We start from the raw sequence: 20,977 nt of genomic DNA, 5'->3' as shown, positions 1-20,977 counted from the left end.
ACGATCCCGGAACTGCCTTGACCAGGCGATTATCGCAGCCGCCGCGCCTTCAACCAATGATTTGTTTTGGCGCGACCATCAGCGGCGCTGATATGTGAAAGTGCTCGCTCAAGCGCATGTCGAGATTCAGATCAGGCCGGCATCACCTGAATATCGGCATGCCCTAACCGAACAGCGGCACGACATTGTTCTCCTTGCCCAGCAGCGCATCGATGGCGATCGGCTTTTCGTCGAAGATAGTGCCGGCCAGCGCCGGCCGGGCCAGAAGAAAACCCTGCAGCAGGTCGACGCCACCGTCGAGCGCGACGCGCAGATGGGTGGGCTGCTCGATGCCTTCAACCAGCACCCTGGCACCGCGATCGTGCAGGCTGGACACCAGCGGCCTGAAGAACCGTTCGGCGGCGGCGTGGCGACAGAACTCTCCAAACCAACCGCCATCGATCTTCACGATATCGGGCTGGAGCAGGCTCACCCGCTCCTCGGTCGAGTGGCCGGTGCCGAAATCGTCGATGGCGATGCGGATGCCGTCGCGCCGCATTTCGCGCACCAGCCGAGCGAGAAGCGCGTCGTCCGCCGCCTGTTCGGTGATTTCGCAGACCAGCATACCGGGGGCGAGGCCGAACTCGCCGAGATGCCGGCTCATCAGCCGGATCTCGGCCAGCGCCCGCCCGGGATGGTCGTTGACCATCGGATTGTAGTTGAAGAACAGATCGAGCCCGTCGACGCCGATGTTTTGGAAATTCCTGAGATGCAGAACCCGGCACATGGTTTCGACAAACAGCCGGTCCGACATCGCGATGCTCTCGAAGAACGCCCGCGGCGACCCTGCCCGGCCGCCACGGTGCGGCTCGATCAGCCCTTCGACCGCCACCGCGTGCAGCGTGCCGCCGAGCGGCGCGAAAATCGGCTGGTAGGCGCTGCGCAGGCGGAAATCGCCATGGACGCCGTATTCGATGCCGACCTCATCGACGAAGATCGCGTCGCCGACATTGCGCCGCCGCTCGAGCCTCATGGCGTTACCCGACGCCCGAAGGCTTTCGTCGATCGCGCTGTACGTGGGGCGACGGTGTGGGCAGTGGGCGCATCCCTCGCGGCGGCAATCGGGTCAGGACTGCTTTTTGCGAAAACACGGAAACTCGTCGGCGCCAACTCGGGCCGCGCCAGTACGAAGCCCTGCACCATCGAGGCGCCGGACTTCTCCGCGAGCTCCAGTTGCCAGCCCTCTTCGATACCCTCGAACACCGTGCGGATGCCTTGCTCTTCGAAGCTCTTCACCATGGAGGTCAGCAGGGCGAAACCGGCGCCGGATTCCATCAGTTGCGTGATCCAGAGGGCATCGAACTTGACGATGTCGGGCCTCAACTCCTTGATACGGTTGATGTCGGAATCGTCGGCGCCATAATCGTCGACGGCGATGCGAAAACCGTTGCCCCGCAGCGCCGCGACGAAACCGTGCAGCGTCTCCTGCGATGCCGATCTCTGCTCGGTCACCTCGCACACGACGCGGCCCGGATCGATGCCGGCCTCGTGCAGCACCAGCCGCATTTCACGCAAGGCATGGTCGGCGACCGTCCGCTCGGTGAACACGGACGGATCGAAATTGACGAAGATCGATGCCTCCCGCGGCAGGCAGGCGCCGGCATTGAGGAGATGCAGCGTCCTGGTCAGCGCCTCGATATGCAAGCGGTCGGCGGCCGGACAGGTCGAAAAGAAGGTCGTCGGCGATTGCGCCTCGCCGTCACGGAACGGCCGGATCAGCCCTTCGAAGGCGACAACCGACAGCTTGCCTTCCTTGAAGGCGAAGATCGGCTGGAAGGCACTTTGCAGCGTGTAGAGGCCCCAGACACCTGACGAGGTGCCGTCATCATGACGGATGATGTGGGCAAGCCCGATGTTGCGCGACACGGTTCCTCGCTCCGCGGATTGGCGGAATGGATTGCGATCCTGCCATGCAAGCCTCTACCGCCCGTTAATGAATTTAGTGTTGCCGATCACGCCTCATTGACCGCGCCGTCCCATCTGGCCCAGCCGAGAAGGCTTGCACTGGCGGGGATGATGCGACATGAGAAGCGCCGCGGCCGCTCCTGGCCGCGCCGATCTTCCCAGGAGAGATAAAAGGTCATGGCCTTTCTTGCCGACACCCTTTCCCGCGTAAAGCCTTCCGCCACCATCGCGGTGACGCAGAAAGCGCGCGAGCTGAAAAATGCCGGCCGTGACATTATCGGCCTCGGCGCCGGCGAACCGGATTTCGACACGCCCGACAACATCAAGAACGCGGCGATCGAGGCGATCCGCCGCGGCGAGACCAAGTACCCGCCCGTGTCTGGCATCGTGCCGCTGCGCGAAGCGATCGCGAAGAAATTCAAGCGCGAGAACAATCTCGATTACAAGCCCGAGCAGACCATTGTCGGCACCGGCGGCAAGCAGATCCTGTTCAACGCTTTCATGGCGACGCTGAACCCCGGCGACGAGGTCATCATCCCCCGCCCCTACTGGGTCAGCTACCCTGAAATGGTGGCGATCTGCGGCGGTACGTCGGTGTTCGCCGACACTTCGATCGACAACGGTTTCAAATTGACGGCCGAGGTGCTGGAGAAGGCGATCACGCCGAAGACCAAATGGCTGCTGATGAACTCGCCGTCCAACCCGTCGGGCGCGGCCTACACCGAGGCCGAACTGCGCGCGCTGGCCGATGTGTTGCTCAGGCATCCGCATGTCTGGACGCTGACCGACGACATGTACGAGCACCTGACCTATGGCGACTTCGTCTTCAAGACCATCGCCGAGGTCGAACCGAAGCTCTACGAACGTACGCTGACCATGAACGGCGTGTCGAAAGCCTATGCAATGACCGGCTGGCGCATCGGCTATGCGGCTGGTCCCGTTCAGTTGATCAAGGCGATGGACATGATCCAGGGCCAGCAAACGTCGGGCGCCTGCACCATCGCGCAATGGGCTTCGGTCGAGGCGCTCAACGGCCCGCAGGACTTCATCGCCAGGAACAAGGCGATCTTCCAGGGCCGGCGCGATCTGGTCGTGTCGATGCTCAACCAGGCGCGCGGCATCACGTGCCCGTCGCCGGAAGGCGCCTTCTATGTCTATCCGTCCTGCGCCCAGCTCATCGGCAAGAAGACCAAGGCCGGCAAGGTGATCGACACCGATGAAGCCTTCTGCTCGGAATTGCTCGAGGCGGAAGGTGTGGCGGTGGTGTTCGGCTCGGCCTTCGGCCTCGGACCCAACTTCCGCATCTCCTACGCCACCTCGGACACGCTGCTGGAGGAAGCCTGCACGCGCATCCAGCGGTTCACCGCGTCACTGACCTGATCAGATACGCCATACTGGAAATGAGAAACCCGGCTCAACGCCGGGTTTTTCATGAGCTCGGCTCGGCACTCAGCCGCCATATTGCGCTGACGTCACCGCCTCCAGCCAGTCGGCATGGACACCGTCAAGCGCCTCCTGCATGGCGATATGCGTCATCGCCGATTTCGGCGCCGCACCATGCCAGTGCTTCTCACCGGGGGCGAACCAGATGGTGTCGCCAGCCCTGATCTCCTGCATCGGGCCACCCCATGTCTGGGCAAGGCCGGCGCCAGAGGTGACGTAGAGCGTCTGGCCCAACGGATGCGTGTGCCAGTGGGTGCGCGCGCCCGGCTCGAAGCTCACCAGCGTCGCCCTCAGCCGCGCCGGAGCCTCCGTCTCGATGATCGGCGTCTGCAGAACCCGGCCGGTGAAGTATTTGTCCGGCGCTATGATGGTCGGCACGCTGCCGCAAGCAATGATCTTCATCGTCTGATCCTGAAACTGGTGGTGAAGCGAGCCACGGCAAACGCCGCGGCTCATCGGGGCAAAACGCATTCTCGGCCGATATCACCCAAGGCGCAACCGGCCGTTTGGCCCGCCGTCGCGCGGACGCGGTTTTCTCTCCTTAACCATGAACCTTCCCCGCATGGCGCAACAAGGCGAAACAAGGGCGAATTCAATGTCTTCTTAACAGCTGCGCACTAGCCGTGAGCCTGCATTGCAGGGGCGATGAGATGAGCATACTGGCGACGATCAAGGACCATAGCGGCCGGATCTACCGTGCCATCCAGGCCCTGCTTTTGATCAGCATCGGCGCCGCGTTGCTTGGCACCGTCGAGATGTCGGAAAACCTGCCCTCCAACAGCGCCTACGCGGTCTCGATCCTCGCCACGGGGCTCGCCCTGCTGGCGCTGATGTACATGCGCAGCAGCGTCGTTCATAGCCTGAGATCCGCCGCCGCCGCCGAGGCGGAAAAGCATCATTTCCTGACCAGGGACGCGATGACCGGGGCGATGACCCGCCGCTATTTCCTGGAAGCGCTGGGCAACAGCTTGGGCACTATGCGCGACCGGCGCGATGCGGCCTTGCTGCTGATCGACCTCGACCATTTCAAGCAGCTCAACGACACGTTCGGTCATCAGTTCGGCGACCGCACCCTGGCGCATCTCGTCAAGACCACCGAGCGCATCTTTGCCGGCGGCATGGTCGGCCGGCTCGGCGGCGACGAATTCGGCGTCATCATCCCGCACGGCGATCTCACCGCCATCAACAAGGATATCAGGCAATTGCTGGATGCCATGCGGGCCGGCAAATCGCACGAAGGCAAGACCATTCCGCTCTCCATCTCGATTGGCGTGGCACTGGCGCCGGCCCACGCCTCGAACACAACGGAACTGATGCTGGTTGCCGACCTGGCGCTCTATGAGAGCAAGGCGGCGGGCCGTGGCCGCGTCACCGTGTTCGACGAGGAGATGCTGTCCGACAAGCGCTACCGCCGCCTGGTCGAGCGGGAATTGCGCGCCGCGGTCTATCTCGGCGAACTCGAGCTGCACTACCAGCCGATCGTCAACCCGGACAGGTCCACCTATGCTTTCGAGGGACTGATCCGCTGGCGCCATCCGATTCGCGGCCTGATCTCCCCGGCTGAGTTCATCCCGATCGCCGAGCGCTCGACCCTGATCGACATGGTCGGCGAATGGGTGTTCAAGCGGGCTTGCGCCGATATCGGCCATTTCTCCGGGCGCCGCATCTCGATCAATGTCTCTGGCGAGCAGCTGAAGCGCGACGAGATCGTCACCATGTGCGACCGCGTGCTGAAGGAAACCGGCCGTTCGGCGGCACAATTCATCATCGAGATCACCGAGACGGTGGCAACCGCCGCCACGCCGGAGATCCTGCGGCGCCTCGAAGCGTTGCGGGGCCTCGGCTTTCACATCGCGCTCGACGATTTCGGAACCGGCCATTGCGGCTTCAACTATCTGAAGACCTTGCCCATCGACAGCATCAAGATCGATCGCTCCTACATCCGCAGTCTTGCCCATGACCAGGTGGCACAGATCTTCGTTTCGGCGCTGGCGCAGATCGCGCGCATCCAGGACGTCACCATCGTGGCGGAGGGTGTCGAGACACAAGAAGAGTTCACGCTGGCCAAGGCCGCCGGCTGCAATCGCTTCCAAGGCTATTTCTTCGGCAGGCCGGCGCCGCGCGACAAGGTGGGATCCTTGCGCGCCATCGATGATGCCGAACCCATGGCACTGAGCGCCTGAGGGGCCGTGCGGCCCGATTTCTATTTTCCTTGCCCTGCCGGCAAACAAGTGGGACGATGCGTCAGGGCAGGTGGCGACAAGAAAAGAACCCCGCCCGCGACGGTCGAACAGGCCGGCCGCCGCTCAGGACCGATTGACCACGCCTGAACCATGCATGCCAGTCGGTCCCTAGGGAAACGCCTGAGTGGAGGTCAGCCATGGGTACTCGCGCCGGAGGACGACGCACGGGACCGAAATGCATTGCCATAGTCGGTCCCTTTGCAAGCGGTAAGACGACACTTCTCGAAGCCATATTGGCCCGTACGGGCGCCATTCCCCGCCAGAACCCGGTTTCCTCGGGCAGCACTGTCTCAGATCATTCGCCGGAAGCACGCGCCCACGCCATGAGCGTCGAGGCGACCGTCGCCACCACCGATTTCATGGGCGAGCAGATCACCTTCGTTGATTGTCCCGGCTCGATCGAATTCTCCTTCGAGGCCGAGCCGGTGCTGGCCGCCTGCGACCTCGCGGTGGTCGTGGCCGAGGCCGACGAAAAGAAGATTCCTGCCCTGCAGCTCATCATGCGCAAGCTCGACGATCTCGGCGTGCCGCGCATCCTGTTCCTCAACAAGGTCGACAAGGCGATAGCAGGCGTGCGCGACACGCTGAAGATGCTGCAGCCGGCAAGCTCGGTGCCGCTCCTGCTGCGCCAGATTCCACTTCGCAAGGACGGCGTCGTCATCGGTTCGATCGATCTGGCGCTGGAGCGTGCCTACATCTACCGCGAGTACGCCGAAAGCGAAGTGGCCCAGATACCGGGCGACGACAAGGCGCGCGAACTGGAAGCACGGTTCTCCATGCTGGAAACCCTGGCCGACCATGACGACCAGCTGATGGAACAGCTGCTCGAGGAGATCGAGCCGCCGAAGGACGCGATCTTCGACGACCTTGCCGCCGATCTGCGTAATGGCGTGGTGACGCCGGTGCTGATCGGCACCGCCGAGAAGGGCAATGGCGTGCTGCGCCTCTTGAAGACGATCCGCCACGACGCACCCGACATCGAGGCGACCCGCAAGCGGCTTGGCGCCCCCGACAACGGCGCCACCCTGGTCCAGGTGATGAAGACGATCCACACACCGCATGGCGGCAAGTTGTCGGTGTCGCGCATCCTGTCCGGCCAGGTAGCCGACGGCTCCGAACTCTGGCTGCCCGGCGGTGAGACGGCGAAGGTTTCCGGCATCTACAAGATGCTCGGCAAGGACCAGTTCAAGCTCACCGCCGCCAAGGCTGGCGACACCGTGGCGCTCGGCAAGCTGGACGAGGTCAAGACCGGCCAGACGCTGACCTCGGCCAAGGGCGGCACCAAACAGCTGTTCGCATTCGAGCCACCGCAGCCAGTATTCGCTTTCGCGCTGCGGCCGAAGGAGCGCAAGGACGAGGTCAAGATGTCGGCCGCCATCCAGCGGCTGGCGGAGGAAGACCCCTCGCTCAGCCTGCGCCACAACCAGGACTCAGCCGAGACAGTGCTGTCTGGCCATGGCGAGATGCATCTGCGCGTCGTGCGCGAGCGGCTGGAGGGCAAGAACCAGATCCCGGTCGAAGGCCATGCCCCGGCCGTGCCCTATCGCGAGACGATCCGCAAATCGGCGCAGCAGCGTGGCCGCCACAAGAAGCAGTCGGGCGGCCATGGCCAGTTCGGCGACGTGGTGATCGAGATCAAGCCGTTGCCGCGCGGCTCCGGCTTCCAGTTCACCGACACCATCACCGGCGGCGTGGTACCCAAGACCTACATCCAGTCGGTCGAAACAGGCATACGCGATTACCTGAAAACCGGCCCGCTCGGCTTCCCCGTGGTCGACGTCGCCGTCAACCTGTCGGACGGCTCCTATCATGCGGTCGATTCCTCCGACATGGCCTTCCAGATGGCGGCGAAGCTCGCCATGAAGGAAGGCATGGCCGCCTGCTCACCGGTGCTTCTGGAGCCGGTGATGAAAGTCGAGATCGTCACGCCGTCGGACGCAACCTCGAAGATCATCGCACTCATCCCGCAGCGGCGGGGCCAGATCCTCGGCTATGACGCCCGGCCCGGCTGGCCGGGATGGGATGTCGTCGAGGCGACCATGCCGCAAGCCGAGATCGGCGACCTGATCATCGAACTGCGCTCGGCAACGGCGGGCGTCGCCAGCTATCGCGCCGCCTTCGACCACATGGCCGAACTCACCGGCCGTCTCGCCGACGAAGCGATGAACACCAACGGCAAGGCCGCCTGATTTCGCCGCGATCAGCCACGTCTCGCGGTTTAAGGCGAGACGTGGCTGGCAGGACCGTGAGGGGCGACGTCAACGTTGGGGAAGTTCATGACCAGCGGGATCGAAGCATGCCACCCGGATGTGAGCCGCGGCCTCGACGGTGACATGCATAAACCAAAAACGACGCCCGGGGGGCCGGACGCCGTTTTGTTTGCGGACCGTTTTCTTGGGAGGAGAAACGGCAGGTCCGCCGCATATGCCGTCGCCGGGTTCGGCGGAAAAGGTTCGGACGCGGTAGCCGCCTGAGCCCGGGCCGTACGAGTGATGCCCCCATCCCTCGTCCCACCACACCGCGTCCTAGCGTCTACATAGCATCGGAAGGCATCGTTGTCATGTTACCAGAGGTTACATGACACTGTTACGCGGCAATTCTGGTGAATTCCCCGGTCGCTCCGGCAAGGCCCGGGCAACAAAAAAGCCGGATCAACGAAGATCCGGCTGAGTTTGATTGGAAGTGCCTGTTAAGGCTAACCTCCAGAGGGGAACACTCGAGGGCGCTAATGGGAGGAGAACGCGCCCAGGAGATGATCTATATATCTGCTCATCATGCCCAAGAAACAAGCATCTATTTTGCAACACACGCATGCAAAAAGACGCAGGCTGTGGTCTAACCCATTCCGAAATCCAATAGGACCAGCAGAATCACCAAAACGGAGCACGCTGCGGGCCATTTCTCGTTGTGAAAAGTGTTAATCCAGGCCGATTTTGCTCCAAAAAGCCGAAAACTCCTGATGACCTGGAATCAGGCACTGGCCGTTCAATTCTGAGGCAACCAGGCGGGAAGCAGCCAATGCGTCCTTTTTCAGCCATTGCCGGAAGCAGCGTTTTCCTGATTGCGGCGCCAGGTGTGGTTGCCGGACTTGTCCCCTGGCTGCTCAGCGACCGCTGGGGCTTGCCGTGGTCCACCGTACCGGGCTTTGTTCTTGCCGGCGGCATCCTCATCGTCGCCGCAGCCGCCGTGCTGCTGCATGCCTTCGCCCGCTTCGCGCTCGAGGGGTTGGGCACCCCGGCCCCAATCGCGCCGACCGAGAAGCTGGTGATCGGCGGCGTCTATCGCCATGTCCGCAATCCCATGTATGTCGCCGTGCTGTCGATCATCCTTGGCCAGGCATTGCTGTTCTCGAGTTGGACGCTTCTCGCCTATGCCGTCATCGGCGGTATTGCCATGGGTTCCTTCGTCAGGTTCTACGAGGAGCCGACGCTCGCAAGCCGCTACGGCGCCGACTATGAAACCTATCGCCGCAACGTCCCTGGCTGGCTGCCGCGCGCGACACCCTGGCGGGGTTGACGAGCAGTGAGGAGCGCCGCCCAGGGCATCTCGAGGTCCAGGTCAGGCCGGGTCGAGAATGGTGGCTTCCGAGAACCGGAGCAGCGCGTATTAAAGTACGTGAGCACGTTCCACTGCGACGCAGCAGAACGGGGAAGCGCAGGAGGCTGCCATTCGCAGGCCGGCCTCACCTGGATATCGACATGCCCTCAGAAGGACCAGCTTCTGGCCTTGGCAATGATGAAGTCGCGGAACACGTGCAGCTTGGCCTGGTTCTTCATCGCATCGGGATAGGCGAAATAGGTGTCGAAGGACGGCACCTCGGTTTCCGGCAGCAACTGCACCAGGCCGGAGTCCTTGCTGATCACATAGTCCGGCAACATGGCGATGCCGGCGCCGCCCTGGACGGCGCGCTTGATCGACAATATGTCGTTGATCTGCAGCGACGGCACGCGCTGGCCGCCCTCGAAATCGCCGACCGTCTCCAGCCAGTTCAACTCCGACAGATGCGACGGCACCGGCAGGCCGAAGGTGACGATGCGATGGTTTCTGAGCTCGGCGACCGAGGCCGGCTTGCCATGCTTGGCGACATAGGACGGCGCCGCGTACAAGTGGAAATGCACGGTGAACAGGCGGCGCTGGATCAGGTCCGGCTGCTGCGGCTGGCGCAGCCGGATGGCGCAGTCGGCCTGGCGCATGGTGAGGTCGAGTTCCTCGTTGGCGAGGATCAGTTGCAGGCTGATTTCGGGATAGAGCTCGATGAATTCCTGCACCCGCTCGGTCAGCCAGCCCGCGCCGAGGCCGACGGTCGTCGTCACGCGGAGCACACCGGAGGGCCGATCCTTGGTCTCGGTCAGGCGCGACTTGATGGTCTCGAGCTTCATCAGCACGTCATGCGCCGTGCGGAACAGCATCTCGCCCTGCTCGGTCAGCACCAGACCGCGCGCATGGCGATTGAACAGCGGCACGCCGACATCATGCTCGAGTGCACTGACCTGCCGCGATATCGCCGATTGCGACAGGTGCAATGTCTCAGCAGCGTGCGTAAACGACCCCGCTTCCGCCGCAGCGTGAAACACGCGTAGCTTGTCCCAGTCCAACGCCATGATTCCCCTCGTTCTGTTTGGCGTCTGAATGAAAAATCAGGCTTTTACACGGCGTCTCTAAGCCGTTTTTTTAACAATCTGACAGCGGCCCTATTCCGCTGCTTCGCGATGCACCTCGATGCCGGCCAGATACTTTTCCGCCTCGAGCGCGGCCATGCAGCCAAGCCCCGCCGCCGTCACCGCCTGGCGATAGACATCGTCGGTTACGTCGCCGGCGGCGAACACGCCGGGCACGTCGGTGCGGGTCGAATCCGGCGCCGTCCAGAGGTAGCCGTTAGGCTTCTGCTTCAGCTTGCCGACGAACAGTTCGACGGCCGGTGCGTGGCCGATCGCCACGAACACGCCGTCCACCTTGAGGTGGCTTTCGGCGCCGGTCACCGCATGCTTGAGCTTCAGTCCCTCGACTGAAGGCGGCAGCGGCGCCTTGCCGGGGCGGCCGGTGATCTCGTCGACGATCGTGTCCCAGATGACGCGGACATTCTCCTTCTGCAGCAGCCGCTCGCGCAGGATGCGCTCGGCGCGGAAGTCGCTGCGCCGGTGGATGACGGTCACGCTCTTGGCGAGGTTCGACAGATAGAGCGCTTCCTCCACCGCCGAATTGCCGCCACCGACCACCGCGACATCCTTGCCGCGATAGAAGAAGCCGTCGCAGGTGGCACAGGCCGAAACGCCGAAGCCCATGAAATCCTGTTCGGTCGGAATGCCCAGCCACTTGGCCTGCGCGCCGGTGGCGATGATCAGCGCGTCGGCCGTGTAAGTCGTGCCGGAATCGCCCTTGGCGCGGAACGGCCGCACGTTGAGGTCGACCTCGGTGATGATGTCGTTGATGATGTCGGTGCCGACATGCTCGGCCTGCTTGAGCATCTGTTCCATCAGCCACGGGCCCTGGATCGGATCGGCGAAACCGGGATAGTTCTCGACATCGGTGGTGATCATCAGCTGGCCGCCCTGCTGCAGGCCGGCGACGAGCATCGGCTTCAGCATGGCGCGCGCGGCGTAGACCGCGGCGGTATAGCCGGCAGGGCCGGAACCGATGATGAGAACAGGCGCGTGCTTGGTGGTCATTTAAAGCCTCAGCGGGGCAGACAATCGGATGTGCCTTGGAGAAAGACGTGGAATTCGCGCTTAATGTAAGGGTTGCCAACCACGCCAGCAAGACGAACGGGCCGTCGTCCCCGGAAAGCTTCGGCCCAAGCGGTTATTCGCATGATCGCCGCTTTCGTTACGGTTCAAAAATCGCGTTGATGAGGGCTGGCGCCAACACAAAAGTCGTTTAATTACAAAATCGCGAAAGATTCTTGCGCCGAGCACAGACAACCATGCCCCTGAAAGCCGACCTCGACGCCATCGACTGGAAGATCCTGCGCGAATTGCAGGCCGACGGACGCATGACCAATGTCGAGTTGTCGAACCGCGTTGGCATTTCTGCCCCGCCCTGCCTGCGCCGGGTCAAGCGGCTGGAGGAAGCCGGCATCATCCGCGGCTACCGCGCGCTGCTCAACGCCCCGGCGCTCGGCCTCGATGTCGTGGCCTTCTGCCTGGTCGGCCTGCATCATCAGGCCGATGCCGAGCTGCGCACCTTCGCCGAGCGCACGCGCGGCTGGCCGATCGTGCGCGATGCCTGGATGGTCTCGGGCGAATCCGATTTCCTGCTGCACTGCGTGGCAAGCGACCTCGGTGCCTTCCAGACCTTTGTCATCGAGGAACTGACCTCGACGCCGAATGTCGACACGGTGCGCACCGCGCTCACCATCCGCCGTGTCAAGGATGAAGGCCTGGTCTCCTTCGAGCGCCCCTGAACCGGACGACCGCCTGCGCGCCTGCGAATTCCTGGTCTCCGTCACACCGGTGCCGCGTTGGTATTCGACAGAGGCTGATGTACAAGGCTGGACGGCTCTGCCGGACTTCGTCGCTGAACTGACCGCCTGATTGGTTTCTCAAGCAATTGCTGGAAAAATGTGTAACGGTTTTCTGCCCGGCATTGCGTAAGAACAGATGGCACAAGCAGCGTTTGCTCCGGGGACGGCCCGCCATGGGAAGGGGACCATGACTCGATTTGCAAGCCCGGTCTCGGCGCTTATCATCTGCGTGGACGAGGCCGACATGATCGGCCCGTGCCTGGAAAGCATCGATTTCTGCGCCGAGATCATCATCGTCGATTCCGGCTCGACCGACGGCACCGTCGAATGCGTGAAAGGCTATATCGCCAAGGGCTACCCGATAAAGCTGCTGCACAATGACTGGCCGGGCTTTCCCCGTCAGCGGCAATTCTCGCTCGACCATGCCACACAGCCCTGGTGTCTTTCTATCGACCCGGACGAGCGCGTCGATGACCAGCTACGACAGTCGATCGTGGCCATCACGCAGGCGGCCGACAACAAGATCAGCGGCTGGTACATCCGCCGCCGCGATTGGCTGAAGGGCTACGGCTACGCGCACCGCTGGGTGCTGCACAACAGGCTGATGCGGCTTTTTCGCCGGGAAGGCGCCACCATGGATCTCACCGCGCGGGTGCACGAAGCCTTCCACGTTCCGGGCGAGACCGGCACGATCGAAGAGGGCGTCCTGCTGCATCGCCGTGAAATATCGGTCGAGGAGGATCTTGCCCGCGCCAACGCCTATTCCGGCCTCAAGGCCGTCACGCTGGTCGAGAAGGGCAAGAAGCCCGGCCTGGTGCGGCTGGTGCTGTCGCCGTTCGGCAACTTCCTGAAATTCTACCTGGCCAAGCGCTACTTCCTGTGCGGTCGGCACGGTTTCGTCTACTCGATGTCGGTGATGATCTATTCCTTCGCCACCGAAGCCAAACTTTACGAAGCCTCCGAACGCAACGATCCTGTATGAGCTGTATGTCCTGGCTCAGGACCTGTCGTCCCGGCCGAGCATTTCGATGGTGGCGAGCAGACCACCGAGGTCGCTGGCATCCCGCAGGGGCCTGACTGCGAAACCGGCCTGAGCCGCCGCCTCGCCGTCAACCAGCCAGCCCTGCGGCAGGCCGGCGCGCCGGCCTGCCTGCATGTCGGCCAGTTTGTCTCCGACGATCAGCGAGCGCCCAAGATCAATGCCGAGGCGCTTGGCAGCCTCGATCAGCATGCCCGGATTGGGCTTGCGCATCGGATGATCCGATACGCCCAGTGGCCCGAAACCCGCCTCGTGGTAGGCGCAGGCAAGCACCATGTCGACGAACACGCCCTGATCGTGCAGCAGATCGAGAACGCGGCCGTTCACCGCGGCGAAGACGCTCCAGCCGAAATAGCCGCGCGCTATGCCGGACTGGTTGGTGACGACGACAACCGGAATCCTGGCCTCGTTCGCGGCTGCGATCGCCGGCAGCATCTGCGGCCTGAGCTCGATCTCGGCCGGATCGCTGGGATAGTCGGTATCGATGTTGATGGTGCCATCGCGGTCAAGGAACAGCGCCGGCACGTGCTGCGGAAAAACCCGGTCGCCGATCCGCTCGATCCACACCCCCGGCTCGACCAGCGGGTGCGATACCCCGTCAGCCATTGTGCAGGCGCGTTTCGACCACCTCGCACAGATGGTGGTAAAGGCACAGATGTCCCTGCTGGATGATCGGCGTCGAGGTCGAGGGCACGTTGAGCAGTATATCGCACAGCGGCTTGAGCTTGCCGCCGGTATCGCCGGTCAGGCCGATCACAGTCATGCCCATCATCCGCGCCTGTTCGGCGGCGGCGAGAATGCTCGGCGAATTGCCGCTGGTCGAGATCGCCAGAAGCACGCCACCGGCCGAGCCATGCGCCTCGACCTGGCGCGAAAACACCGTGTCGAAGCCGTAATCATTGCCCCATGCGGTCAGCACCGCCGCGTTGGCCGGCAGTGCTATGACATTGTAGGCCTTGCGCTCCTTGAGGAAACGGCCGACGAGTTCACCGGCTATGTGGATGGCATCGCTGGCCGAACCGCCATTGCCGGCGATCAGGAAGGCCTTGCCCGACGAAAGCGCCGTCACCACGGCGCTCGCCGCGCGCTCCATCTCGCCGGTCAGGTCACGCTCGACCATCGCCGTGATCGCGGCCGCCGAGCGGACCAGATAGTCATTCAGTTCAGACATGAAACCCTCAGTTGGTGCTGCCGCCCGCGCGCAGTTTTCCGATGGTGCCGGTGGTGCTCTTGCCAGCGACGAGATCGACCAGCACGACGCGTCCGCCGGCCTTCTGCACCACATCGGCGCCCACCACCGTCTCGATCGTGTAGTCCGCGCCCTTGACCAGTATGTCGGGCAGAAGCGCCTCGATCAGCGCCAGCGGCGTATCCTCCTCGAACACCACGACCGCATCGACCGAGGCCAGGGCCGCGAGCACGCAGGCGCGGTCATGCTGGTCGTTGACCGGGCGGCCCGGCCCCTTCAGCCGCCGCACCGAGGCATCGCTGTTCAAGCCAAGCACAAGCCGGTCGCACTGGCTGCGCGCCGCGTGCAAGAGGCTGACATGGCCGGCATGCAGGATGTCGAAACAGCCATTGGTGAAGCCGACGCTCAGGCCCTCTTCCTTCCAGGCCGCCACCATGCGCGCGGCCGATGCGGCATCTAGGATAGCGTCCTTGTGGGCGGTCGGTCCATGCGAGCGGAACAGCGCGCCGGTGAGCTCCTCGACCGTCAGCCGCGCGGTGCCGCGTTTTCCCACAACAACCCCGCCGGCGGCATTGGCGATCGAGGCCGCCGCGACGGGATCGGCACCCGACGCGAGCGCCAGCGCGAACGTTGCAATCACCGTATCGCCCGCGCCCGAGACGTCGAACACTTCGCGCGCCTGGGTGGCGATGTGGCGCGCCTCATCCGGGCCGACGACGCTCATGCCTTTTTCACTGCGCGTGGCGACGACAAAGTCGAAGCCATGCGCCGAGATCAGCTCACGGGCCGCCGCGACGATCTCGTCATCGGCGAACACCGCATGGCCGACGGCCTCGCCAAGCTCCTTGCGGTTGGGGGTGATGGCGGTCGCGCCTGCATAGCGCGCATAGTCCCTGCCCTTCGGATCGACCAGCACCGGTTTGCCCGCCTCGCGGCAGATTGCGATCAGTTCGGCGGCGACGCCATCGAGCAGGATGCCCTTGCCGTAATCGGACAGGATGACGATGTCGGCCGCCGTGAGTGCGGCGCGAAAATGCCGGATCAACCCGGCCCGCTCCGTTTCGCCGAGCGGCTTGATCTCTTCTTCGTCGAAGCGCAGCACCTGCTGGTTCAGTGCGCTGAAACGGCTCTTCGACGAGGTCATGCGGCCACTCTGCTGCGCCAGGCCTGCCGTGTCGGCGCCAAGCTCGCCAAGCATCCGCACCAGGCTGTCGCCGGCCGTGTCGGTGCCCATCACCGAAACCGGAATGGCGCGCGCGCCGAGCGAGATGATGTTGGCCACGACATTGCCGGCGCCGCCCATCGCCGAGGTCTCGCCGCGCCCGTGCAGCACCGGGATCGGCGCTTCCGGGGAAATGCGCTCGATGACGCCGTTGACGAAGCGGTCGAGGATGATGTCGCCGACCACCAGCACGGCGACGTCGCCAAAGCGCGCAATGGCGCGGTGCAGGGGTTCGGGTGAAGGCGGATTGTGCTTGATCATGTCACTGGCAACGCGCTGGGAAAAACCGTCTCTGGAATATAGGGGGCGGCTGGCGACCGTTCATGCCTGCCGATATACCGCAATTCGAGCCGGCGCAACGGCGATGCCCGTCAGCTCTTCTGCAGGGCAACGTGGACGCCGAGCCCGACCAGCACCGCACCACCGGCCCGCTGCATCAGCCGCTGCGCCCGGCTCGAACGCCGCAGCCGGCCGATCACCAACCCAGCAAGGAAGACGCAGACGATATCGGCCGATGAGAACATCAGGTTGACGATAGTGCCCAGCACGACGAATTGCAGCCACACCGGGAAGGCCGCCGAGGCGTCGATGAACTGTGGCAGGAACGCCATGAAGAAGATCGCGGTTTTCGGATTGAGCACCTCGACGGTGATGCTTTCGAAAAAAGCACGGCGCGCTGATTTCCGCTCGATGGCGGGCAGTGCCACGTCGCCCTCGACGCGCTTGCGGAACAGCGAGACACCGAGCCAGATCAGATAGAGCGCGCCGACCAGCTTGACCGCCATGTAAAGCGGCGGCACGGCGTGGAACAGCACCGACAGGCCGGCGGCGGCGGCAAAGACATGCACGTAGCCGCCAAGATGGATGCCGAGTGCGGCCGTCAGGCCCGACCAGCGCCCACGCGCCATCGTCTGCGCCGCGGCATAAAGCATGGCCGGACCTGGAATATAGGCGAAGATCGCCGTCGTGGCGAAAAATGCGATGAGCAATTCGGTCGACGGCATTTTTTGTCCCTTATGATCCTGGCCTGCGGATCGAACCTACAGAAGCGAAAGCTTTGCGGCGCCACTGTGGCGCGCCTGCCCTCCTGCACCTGCTTTGTCGACAGCCCGGCTGGCCTCCCTTATAAGGACCGGAATCGCAAGCAACCAGAGGCCTTCATGATCATCGTCACGGGCGGCGCCGGCATGATCGGCTCCAACATCGTCGCCGCGCTCAACGCCGAGGGCCATGACGACATCCTCGTCGTCGACGATCTCACCGACGGCCACAAGATCGCCAATCTCGCCGATCTCAGCATAGCCGACTACCTCGACAAGGATGACTTCCTGCCACGCCTGGAGGCCGGCGGCCTCGGCCGCATCGAGGCCGTCTTCCATCAGGGTGCCTGTTCGACCACCACGGAGTGGAACGGCAAGTTCATGATGGAGGTGAACTACGCCTACTCGAAGCGGCTGCTGCATGAGTGTCTCGCGCTGCGCGTGCCCTTCCTCTACGCCTCTTCCGCGTCCGTCTACGGTGGCGGGTCCGAGTTTCGCGAGGAACCTGCGCTTGAGCGGCCGCTCAATGTCTATGCCTATTCCAAGAAACTGTTCGACGACTATGTCAGGCGCACCGTCTTCGACACCGATCATTCGCCTGTGGCCGGCTTGCGCTACTTCAACGTCTACGGACCGCGCGAGGCGCACAAGGGCGCGATGGCGTCGGTTGCCTTCCATCTGTTCAACCAGGTCGAGCAAGGCCAGAACCCGAAACTGTTCGGCGCCTATGACGGCTTCGGACCCGGCGAGCAAAGCCGCGACTTCATCCATGTCGGCGATGTCGCGGACGTCAATCTGTGGCTTTGGAATCGCGGTTCGAGTGGCATTTTCAATTGCGGAACCGGCCGCGCCCAGCCTTTCCGTGCCATCGCCGAGACGGTCATCGACACGCTGGGCAAGGGCGAGATCGAGTTCATCCCCTTCCCCGACCACCTCAAGGGCAGCTACCAGAGCTTTACGCAAGCTGATATGTCCCGTTTGCGCGCGGCCGGTTATAATGGCCAATTCCGGACAGTCGAAACCGGTGTCAGAGACTATGTCGAATGGCTGAAAGCCCAACGATCCTCGTGATCGGCCCACGCTGGGTTGGCGACATGGTGATGGCGCAGTGCCTGTTCTCGGCGCTGAAGGAACTCCATCCCAACGCCGCGATCGACGTGCTGGCGCCGGCCTGGGCCGCACCGCTGGTCAAGCGCATGCCTGAGATCCGCCAGCAGATCGACTTTCCGCTGAAACCCGGCGCGCTCGAATTCACCCATCGCCGCCGCTTCGGCCGCCTGCTGCGCGGCCGCTATGACATGGCCTATATCCTGCCCGGCAGCTGGAAATCGGCGCTGATCCCGTTCTTTGCCCGCATCCCGCGCCGTTTCGGCCATCTGCGCGAAATGCGCTATGGCCTTCTGACCGACGTCGTGCCGCTGCCGGAGGCTCTGAAACGGCGCACCGCGCAGGCCTATTTCAGCCTCGCCAAGGGCGGCGGTTTTCGCGCGCCTCATCTGACCGTGGATGCGGGTAACCAGGCCACCTTGCTCCACCGTTTCGGGCTGACCCCACAGGGATTTGTAGCCCTGATGCCTGGCGCCGAATTCGGCCCTGCCAAGCGTTGGCCAAGCGAAAGCTATGCCGGCCTGGCCCGCGAGTTCATGGGCAAGGGCTTGAAGGTCGCCCTGTTCGGTTCGAAGAACGACCGCGACGTCACGGCGGAGATCGCGGCCCTTGCCCCCGGCGCCGTCGACCTCGCCGGCCAGACGCGGCTGGAGGACGCCATCGACCTGATCGCGGCGGCAAGGCTCGCCGTCTCCAACGACAGCGGGCTGATGCATGTCGCGGCCGGCGTCGGCACGCCGATTGTCGCCGTCTATGGCTCGACCTCGCCCGACAATACGCCACCACTGGCGGAGCGGCGCGAGCTGGTCTGGCTTCACCTCTCCTGTTCGCCCTGCCACCAGAAAGTCTGTCCGCTCGGCCATCTCAACTGCCTGAAGACATTGGAAGTCGGCCAGGTCGCAGCGGCGGCGGACCGGCTGCTGGAACTTCCGGCAGCGGCATGAAGGTCCTGATCGTCAAGACATCGTCGATGGGCGATGTCATCCACACCTTTCCGGCCGTCGAGGATGCCAGCCTGAACCGGCCGGACGTGTCCTTCGACTGGTGCGTCGAAGAGGCGTTCGCCGGCATTGTCGCCCTGCACCCGGCGATCGCGGGGATTCACACGGTCGCCATCCGGCGCTGGCGCAAGGCGCTTTTCAGTAGCGGCACATGGCGCGAGGCAGCCGCGTTGCGCCGCACGTTGCGCGAATGCCGCTACGACCTGGTCATCGACGCGCAGGGCCTGCTGAAATCGGCCCTGGTGGCGCGGCAGGCCGGCGCGCCGATCGCCGGCTTCGACCGGTCGAGCGCGCGCGAACCCTCGGCGACACTGTTTTATGACGTCACCTACACCGTGCCGCGTGAGCTACACGCCATCGAGCGGACAAGGCGGCTGTTCGGGCTGGCGCTCGGCTATCAGCCCGATCTGTCGACGCTCAACTCAGGCATCGTGCCGCCACCCGGCACTCTGGCCGGCGCCATCGGAAAAACCGCCTTCCTGCTGCACGGCACCAGCCGCGAGGACAAGAAATGGCCCGTCGAAGACTGGATCGGATCGGCCCGCCTGCTGGTCGAGCGCGGCATGATTCCGGTTACCACCTGGTCGAACGACCGTGAAAAGGCCGTGGCCGAAGCGATCGGCAAAGCCGTACCTTCCACGGCGGTAGTGCCAAGGTCACCGCTGGCTGACATCGCCGCCATCCTCGGCCGCTCGACACTGGTGATCGGCGCCGACACTGGTCTGACCCATCTGGCTAGCGCCTTCGGCCTGCCGACGGTCGCGGTGTTTTTGGCGACGGAGCCGGGGCTGACAGGCCCGCGTGGGCAATTTGCGTCGACACTGATGGCCGCGGCAGGCGGGCGTGTAACGCCGGCGGAGGTGGTGGCGGAGGCAGAGAGGCTGCTTAATCTCAAAGCGCCGGCCTAGGACCTTTTCAGAATTCGCTCTGGCGAGTCGAATAGAGTGGTTTTCGAGAACCGGAGCGGAACGTACTTAAAGTACGTTCCGCTTTATCAAAATGTCCTAAATGAACTGCACCTGGACGATCTCATAGCCCCTGGCACCGCCAGGCGCATTGACCTCGATGGCGTCGCCGACTTCCTTGCCGATCAGCGCACGCGCGATCGGAGAGGAGATCGAAATGCGGCCGGACTTCACGTCGGCCTCCTGGTCGCCGACGATCTGGTAGGTCTTCTTTTCCTCGGTGTCCTCGTCGACCAGCACCACCGTGGCGCCAAACTTGACCTTGTCGCCGCTGAGCTTGGTGACGTCGATGACTTCGGCGCGCGCGATCAGGTCCTCGAGTTCGTTGACGCGGCCCTCATTGAGGCTCTGCGCCTCTTTCGCGGCATGATATTCGGCATTTTCGGACAAGTCGCCATGCGAGCGCGCTTCCGAGATCGCCTCGATGATGCGCGGCCGCTCTTCCTGCTGGCGCCAACGCAGTTCTTCCTTCAATGACGCGAACCCCTCGCCTGTCATCGGGACCTTGTTCATGATGCCTGACCTTTCCTGCCGCCACCCCCGCGTTCCGGGGAAAGCCTTGTCGATGGGTACAAAAAGAAAACGGTCCGGCAGCCTCGGGCTAACGGAACCGTTTCACCACAATTTCCCCTAATATAGCAATGTCAGCGGGTTTTTCACGCCCAAAAAATCGGTTTTGCAAAAATCATCCCCGCTTTCACCAAGAGGAGGCAGCCAATGAGGCTGGAGACAACAAAAAAGCGGCCGCGATCGCTCGCGGCCGCTTCGACAAGCCCTGGGAGCCTGATCAGCTCCGCATGAAATGCTCGATCTGCTCGGACAGCATGCCGTATTCGCGCGATCCCTTGCCGGTGCGCTTCTCGATTTCCATCAGCTGCTGCTGTGCGCCGGCGAGATCGCCGATCTGCAGGTGCGCCTCGCCGAGATATTCACGCACCAGCGTGTAGTTCGGGTCGATGCGCAACGCTTCCTCGTAATAGCCGAGGCCAACGGTGACACGACCGGAATGGCGGTGCGAATAGCCGAGATAGTTGAGAATGCGCGGATCCTGCTTGTTGGCGGCAAGGGTGAGCACCGAGATCGCCTCGTCATAGCGCCCGGCCATAGCCAGCGCATGACCCGCATCATAGATGCTGTCGTCGTCCAGCATGCCTTCCTGGGGGGCGACACACTTTTTCTTCTTCTTGTCCCACACCTCTCCCTTCTTGCACTGGGTCACAGTCTGGTCGCTGCCACCACTGCTACCCGCCGCGAACACCGGGACAGCAAAGAACTGCAGCGCGACAAGGGCAGTCGCGGCCTGGATCAGCATTCTTTTATGCAT

Annotated in this window: 21 protein-coding genes; 10 read left to right on the top strand and 11 right to left on the bottom strand. The window is 63.5% G+C overall.

The window, feature by feature from the left end:
• Nucleotides 1-163 precede the first annotated feature (163 nt).
• A complete protein-coding gene (locus tag EB231_RS12270) occupies nt 164-1,012 on the bottom strand; it encodes an EAL domain-containing protein (protein ID WP_172349028.1) in 849 nt (282 codons plus the stop codon).
• Nucleotides 1,009-1,905 (bottom strand): EAL domain-containing protein, encoded by an 897-nt coding sequence (locus tag EB231_RS12265; RefSeq protein ID WP_172349027.1) that lies wholly within the window; start codon nt 1,903-1,905, stop codon nt 1,009-1,011. Before EB231_RS12265 ends, EB231_RS12270 begins: the two co-directional genes overlap by 4 nt.
• Before the next feature lie 216 nt (nt 1,906-2,121).
• Between EB231_RS12265 and EB231_RS12260 the strand changes: the two genes are divergently transcribed.
• Entirely contained in the window at nt 2,122-3,324 is a 1,203-nt protein-coding gene (locus EB231_RS12260) for a pyridoxal phosphate-dependent aminotransferase (protein ID WP_172349026.1), read from the top strand.
• 69 nt (nt 3,325-3,393) lie between these two features.
• Here the strand turns inward: EB231_RS12260 and EB231_RS12255 are convergent, their stop codons facing one another.
• Nucleotides 3,394-3,789 carry a (R)-mandelonitrile lyase gene (locus EB231_RS12255; protein ID WP_172349025.1) on the bottom strand — a complete coding sequence of 132 codons (396 nt, stop codon included), beginning with the start codon at nt 3,787-3,789 and terminating at the stop codon, nt 3,394-3,396.
• 248 nt (nt 3,790-4,037) lie between these two features.
• On the opposite strand from EB231_RS12255, the gene EB231_RS12250 reads away from it, so the two are divergent.
• From EB231_RS12250 to EB231_RS12235, 4 genes are all read left to right on the top strand, one after another.
• Nucleotides 4,038-5,570, top strand: coding sequence for a putative bifunctional diguanylate cyclase/phosphodiesterase (locus EB231_RS12250; protein WP_172349024.1), 1,533 nt, complete (start codon nt 4,038-4,040; stop codon nt 5,568-5,570).
• A gap of 197 nt (nt 5,571-5,767) precedes the next feature.
• Nucleotides 5,768-7,819 carry an elongation factor G gene (locus EB231_RS12245; protein ID WP_172349023.1) on the top strand — a complete coding sequence of 684 codons (2,052 nt, stop codon included), beginning with the start codon at nt 5,768-5,770 and terminating at the stop codon, nt 7,817-7,819.
• A gap of 87 nt (nt 7,820-7,906) precedes the next feature.
• A complete protein-coding gene (locus tag EB231_RS12240; RefSeq protein WP_172349022.1) occupies nt 7,907-8,104 on the top strand; it encodes a hypothetical protein in 198 nt (65 codons plus the stop codon).
• Nucleotides 8,105-8,648: 544 nt separating this feature from the next.
• Nucleotides 8,649-9,146, top strand: a complete 498-nt coding sequence (locus EB231_RS12235) for a methyltransferase family protein (protein ID WP_172349021.1) — start codon at nt 8,649-8,651, stop codon at nt 9,144-9,146.
• A 188-nt stretch (nt 9,147-9,334) separates the two neighbouring features.
• Here EB231_RS12235 and EB231_RS12230 read toward each other — a convergent pair whose 3' ends face one another.
• A complete protein-coding gene (locus EB231_RS12230) occupies nt 9,335-10,231 on the bottom strand; it encodes a LysR family transcriptional regulator (protein ID WP_027044146.1) in 897 nt (298 codons plus the stop codon).
• A 90-nt stretch (nt 10,232-10,321) separates the two neighbouring features.
• Nucleotides 10,322-11,296 (bottom strand): thioredoxin-disulfide reductase, encoded by a 975-nt coding sequence (gene trxB, locus EB231_RS12225; protein WP_056578751.1) that lies wholly within the window; start codon nt 11,294-11,296, stop codon nt 10,322-10,324.
• A 254-nt stretch (nt 11,297-11,550) separates the two neighbouring features.
• Between trxB and EB231_RS12220 the strand changes: the two genes are divergently transcribed.
• On the top strand, nt 11,551-12,030 hold the full coding sequence (locus EB231_RS12220) for an Lrp/AsnC family transcriptional regulator (protein WP_019860544.1): 480 nt from the start codon (nt 11,551-11,553) through the stop codon (nt 12,028-12,030).
• 247 nt (nt 12,031-12,277) lie between these two features.
• Complete coding sequence (locus tag EB231_RS12215; RefSeq protein ID WP_172349020.1) at nt 12,278-13,072, top strand: glycosyltransferase family 2 protein; 795 nt, start codon at nt 12,278-12,280, stop codon at nt 13,070-13,072.
• A gap of 15 nt (nt 13,073-13,087) precedes the next feature.
• On the opposite strand, the gene gmhB is transcribed toward EB231_RS12215, so the two are convergent.
• The 4 genes from gmhB to EB231_RS12195 form a co-directional block, all read right to left on the bottom strand.
• Nucleotides 13,088-13,735 carry a D-glycero-beta-D-manno-heptose 1,7-bisphosphate 7-phosphatase gene (gene gmhB / locus EB231_RS12210; RefSeq protein ID WP_172349019.1) on the bottom strand — a complete coding sequence of 216 codons (648 nt, stop codon included), beginning with the start codon at nt 13,733-13,735 and terminating at the stop codon, nt 13,088-13,090.
• Entirely contained in the window at nt 13,728-14,300 is a 573-nt protein-coding gene (locus EB231_RS12205; protein WP_172349018.1) for a D-sedoheptulose-7-phosphate isomerase, read from the bottom strand. Before EB231_RS12205 ends, gmhB begins: the two co-directional genes overlap by 8 nt.
• Nucleotides 14,301-14,307: 7 nt before the next feature.
• A complete protein-coding gene (rfaE1, locus tag EB231_RS12200; RefSeq protein WP_172349017.1) occupies nt 14,308-15,801 on the bottom strand; it encodes a D-glycero-beta-D-manno-heptose-7-phosphate kinase in 1,494 nt (497 codons plus the stop codon).
• Nucleotides 15,802-15,911: 110 nt separating this feature from the next.
• Complete coding sequence (locus EB231_RS12195) at nt 15,912-16,544, bottom strand: LysE family translocator (protein ID WP_172349016.1); 633 nt, start codon at nt 16,542-16,544, stop codon at nt 15,912-15,914.
• A gap of 156 nt (nt 16,545-16,700) precedes the next feature.
• Here EB231_RS12195 and rfaD point away from each other — a divergent pair, with 156 nt between their 5' ends.
• Genes rfaD through waaC form a run of 3 tightly spaced genes read left to right on the top strand, consistent with a single transcriptional unit; the run spans nt 16,701 to nt 19,596 of the window.
• Nucleotides 16,701-17,651: an ADP-glyceromanno-heptose 6-epimerase gene (gene rfaD / locus EB231_RS12190; RefSeq protein WP_172349015.1), complete on the top strand. Its 951-nt coding sequence runs from the start codon at nt 16,701-16,703 to the stop codon at nt 17,649-17,651.
• Nucleotides 17,624-18,631, top strand: coding sequence for a lipopolysaccharide heptosyltransferase II (gene waaF, locus EB231_RS12185; protein ID WP_172349014.1), 1,008 nt, complete (start codon nt 17,624-17,626; stop codon nt 18,629-18,631). The genes rfaD and waaF overlap by 28 nt, the downstream gene beginning before the upstream one ends.
• Nucleotides 18,628-19,596, top strand: a complete 969-nt coding sequence (gene waaC / locus EB231_RS12180; RefSeq protein ID WP_172349013.1) for a lipopolysaccharide heptosyltransferase I — start codon at nt 18,628-18,630, stop codon at nt 19,594-19,596. Before waaF ends, waaC begins: the two co-directional genes overlap by 4 nt.
• A 96-nt stretch (nt 19,597-19,692) precedes the next feature.
• On the opposite strand, the gene greA is transcribed toward waaC, so the two are convergent.
• Both greA and EB231_RS12170 read right to left on the bottom strand, forming a co-directional pair.
• Nucleotides 19,693-20,166 (bottom strand): transcription elongation factor GreA, encoded by a 474-nt coding sequence (gene greA / locus EB231_RS12175; protein ID WP_008877613.1) that lies wholly within the window; start codon nt 20,164-20,166, stop codon nt 19,693-19,695.
• Between the two features lie 274 nt (nt 20,167-20,440).
• Entirely contained in the window at nt 20,441-20,977 is a 537-nt protein-coding gene (locus EB231_RS12170; protein ID WP_095789106.1) for a tetratricopeptide repeat protein, read from the bottom strand.

The sequence above is a fragment of the Mesorhizobium sp. NZP2298 genome (assembly GCF_013170825.1).
In the GTDB taxonomy this organism is placed as follows: Bacteria; Pseudomonadota; Alphaproteobacteria; order Rhizobiales; family Rhizobiaceae; genus Mesorhizobium.
The sequence above is the reverse complement of the archived record's forward strand: the minus strand, read 5'-3'. Positions and strand labels throughout refer to the sequence as shown.

Excerpts from the sequence above, each read along its gene's own strand:
- waaF (WP_172349014.1), top strand. The coding sequence starts at position 17,624 with ATGGCTGAAAGCCCAACGATCCTCGTGATCGGCCCACGCTGGGTTGGC.
- EB231_RS12230 (WP_027044146.1), bottom strand. The coding sequence starts at position 10,231 with ATGGCGTTGGACTGGGACAAGCTACGCGTGTTTCACGCTGCGGCGGAA.
- EB231_RS12255 (WP_172349025.1), bottom strand. The coding sequence starts at position 3,789 with ATGAAGATCATTGCTTGCGGCAGCGTGCCGACCATCATAGCGCCGGAC.
- EB231_RS12220 (WP_019860544.1), top strand. The coding sequence starts at position 11,551 with ATGCCCCTGAAAGCCGACCTCGACGCCATCGACTGGAAGATCCTGCGC.
- trxB (WP_056578751.1), bottom strand. The coding sequence starts at position 11,296 with ATGACCACCAAGCACGCGCCTGTTCTCATCATCGGTTCCGGCCCTGCC.
- EB231_RS12260 (WP_172349026.1), top strand. The coding sequence starts at position 2,122 with ATGGCCTTTCTTGCCGACACCCTTTCCCGCGTAAAGCCTTCCGCCACC.
- EB231_RS12245 (WP_172349023.1), top strand. The coding sequence starts at position 5,768 with ATGGGTACTCGCGCCGGAGGACGACGCACGGGACCGAAATGCATTGCC.
- greA (WP_008877613.1), bottom strand. The coding sequence starts at position 20,166 with ATGAACAAGGTCCCGATGACAGGCGAGGGGTTCGCGTCATTGAAGGAA.
- EB231_RS12205 (WP_172349018.1), bottom strand. The coding sequence starts at position 14,300 with ATGTCTGAACTGAATGACTATCTGGTCCGCTCGGCGGCCGCGATCACG.
- EB231_RS12195 (WP_172349016.1), bottom strand. The coding sequence starts at position 16,544 with ATGCCGTCGACCGAATTGCTCATCGCATTTTTCGCCACGACGGCGATC.
- waaC (WP_172349013.1), top strand. The coding sequence starts at position 18,628 with ATGAAGGTCCTGATCGTCAAGACATCGTCGATGGGCGATGTCATCCAC.
- EB231_RS12215 (WP_172349020.1), top strand. The coding sequence starts at position 12,278 with ATGACTCGATTTGCAAGCCCGGTCTCGGCGCTTATCATCTGCGTGGAC.
- EB231_RS12235 (WP_172349021.1), top strand. The coding sequence starts at position 8,649 with ATGCGTCCTTTTTCAGCCATTGCCGGAAGCAGCGTTTTCCTGATTGCG.
- rfaD (WP_172349015.1), top strand. The coding sequence starts at position 16,701 with ATGATCATCGTCACGGGCGGCGCCGGCATGATCGGCTCCAACATCGTC.
- EB231_RS12170 (WP_095789106.1), bottom strand. The coding sequence starts at position 20,977 with ATGCATAAAAGAATGCTGATCCAGGCCGCGACTGCCCTTGTCGCGCTG.
- gmhB (WP_172349019.1), bottom strand. The coding sequence starts at position 13,735 with ATGGCTGACGGGGTATCGCACCCGCTGGTCGAGCCGGGGGTGTGGATC.
- EB231_RS12250 (WP_172349024.1), top strand. The coding sequence starts at position 4,038 with ATGAGCATACTGGCGACGATCAAGGACCATAGCGGCCGGATCTACCGT.
- rfaE1 (WP_172349017.1), bottom strand. The coding sequence starts at position 15,801 with ATGATCAAGCACAATCCGCCTTCACCCGAACCCCTGCACCGCGCCATT.
- EB231_RS12240 (WP_172349022.1), top strand. The coding sequence starts at position 7,907 with ATGACCAGCGGGATCGAAGCATGCCACCCGGATGTGAGCCGCGGCCTC.
- EB231_RS12270 (WP_172349028.1), bottom strand. The coding sequence starts at position 1,012 with ATGAGGCTCGAGCGGCGGCGCAATGTCGGCGACGCGATCTTCGTCGAT.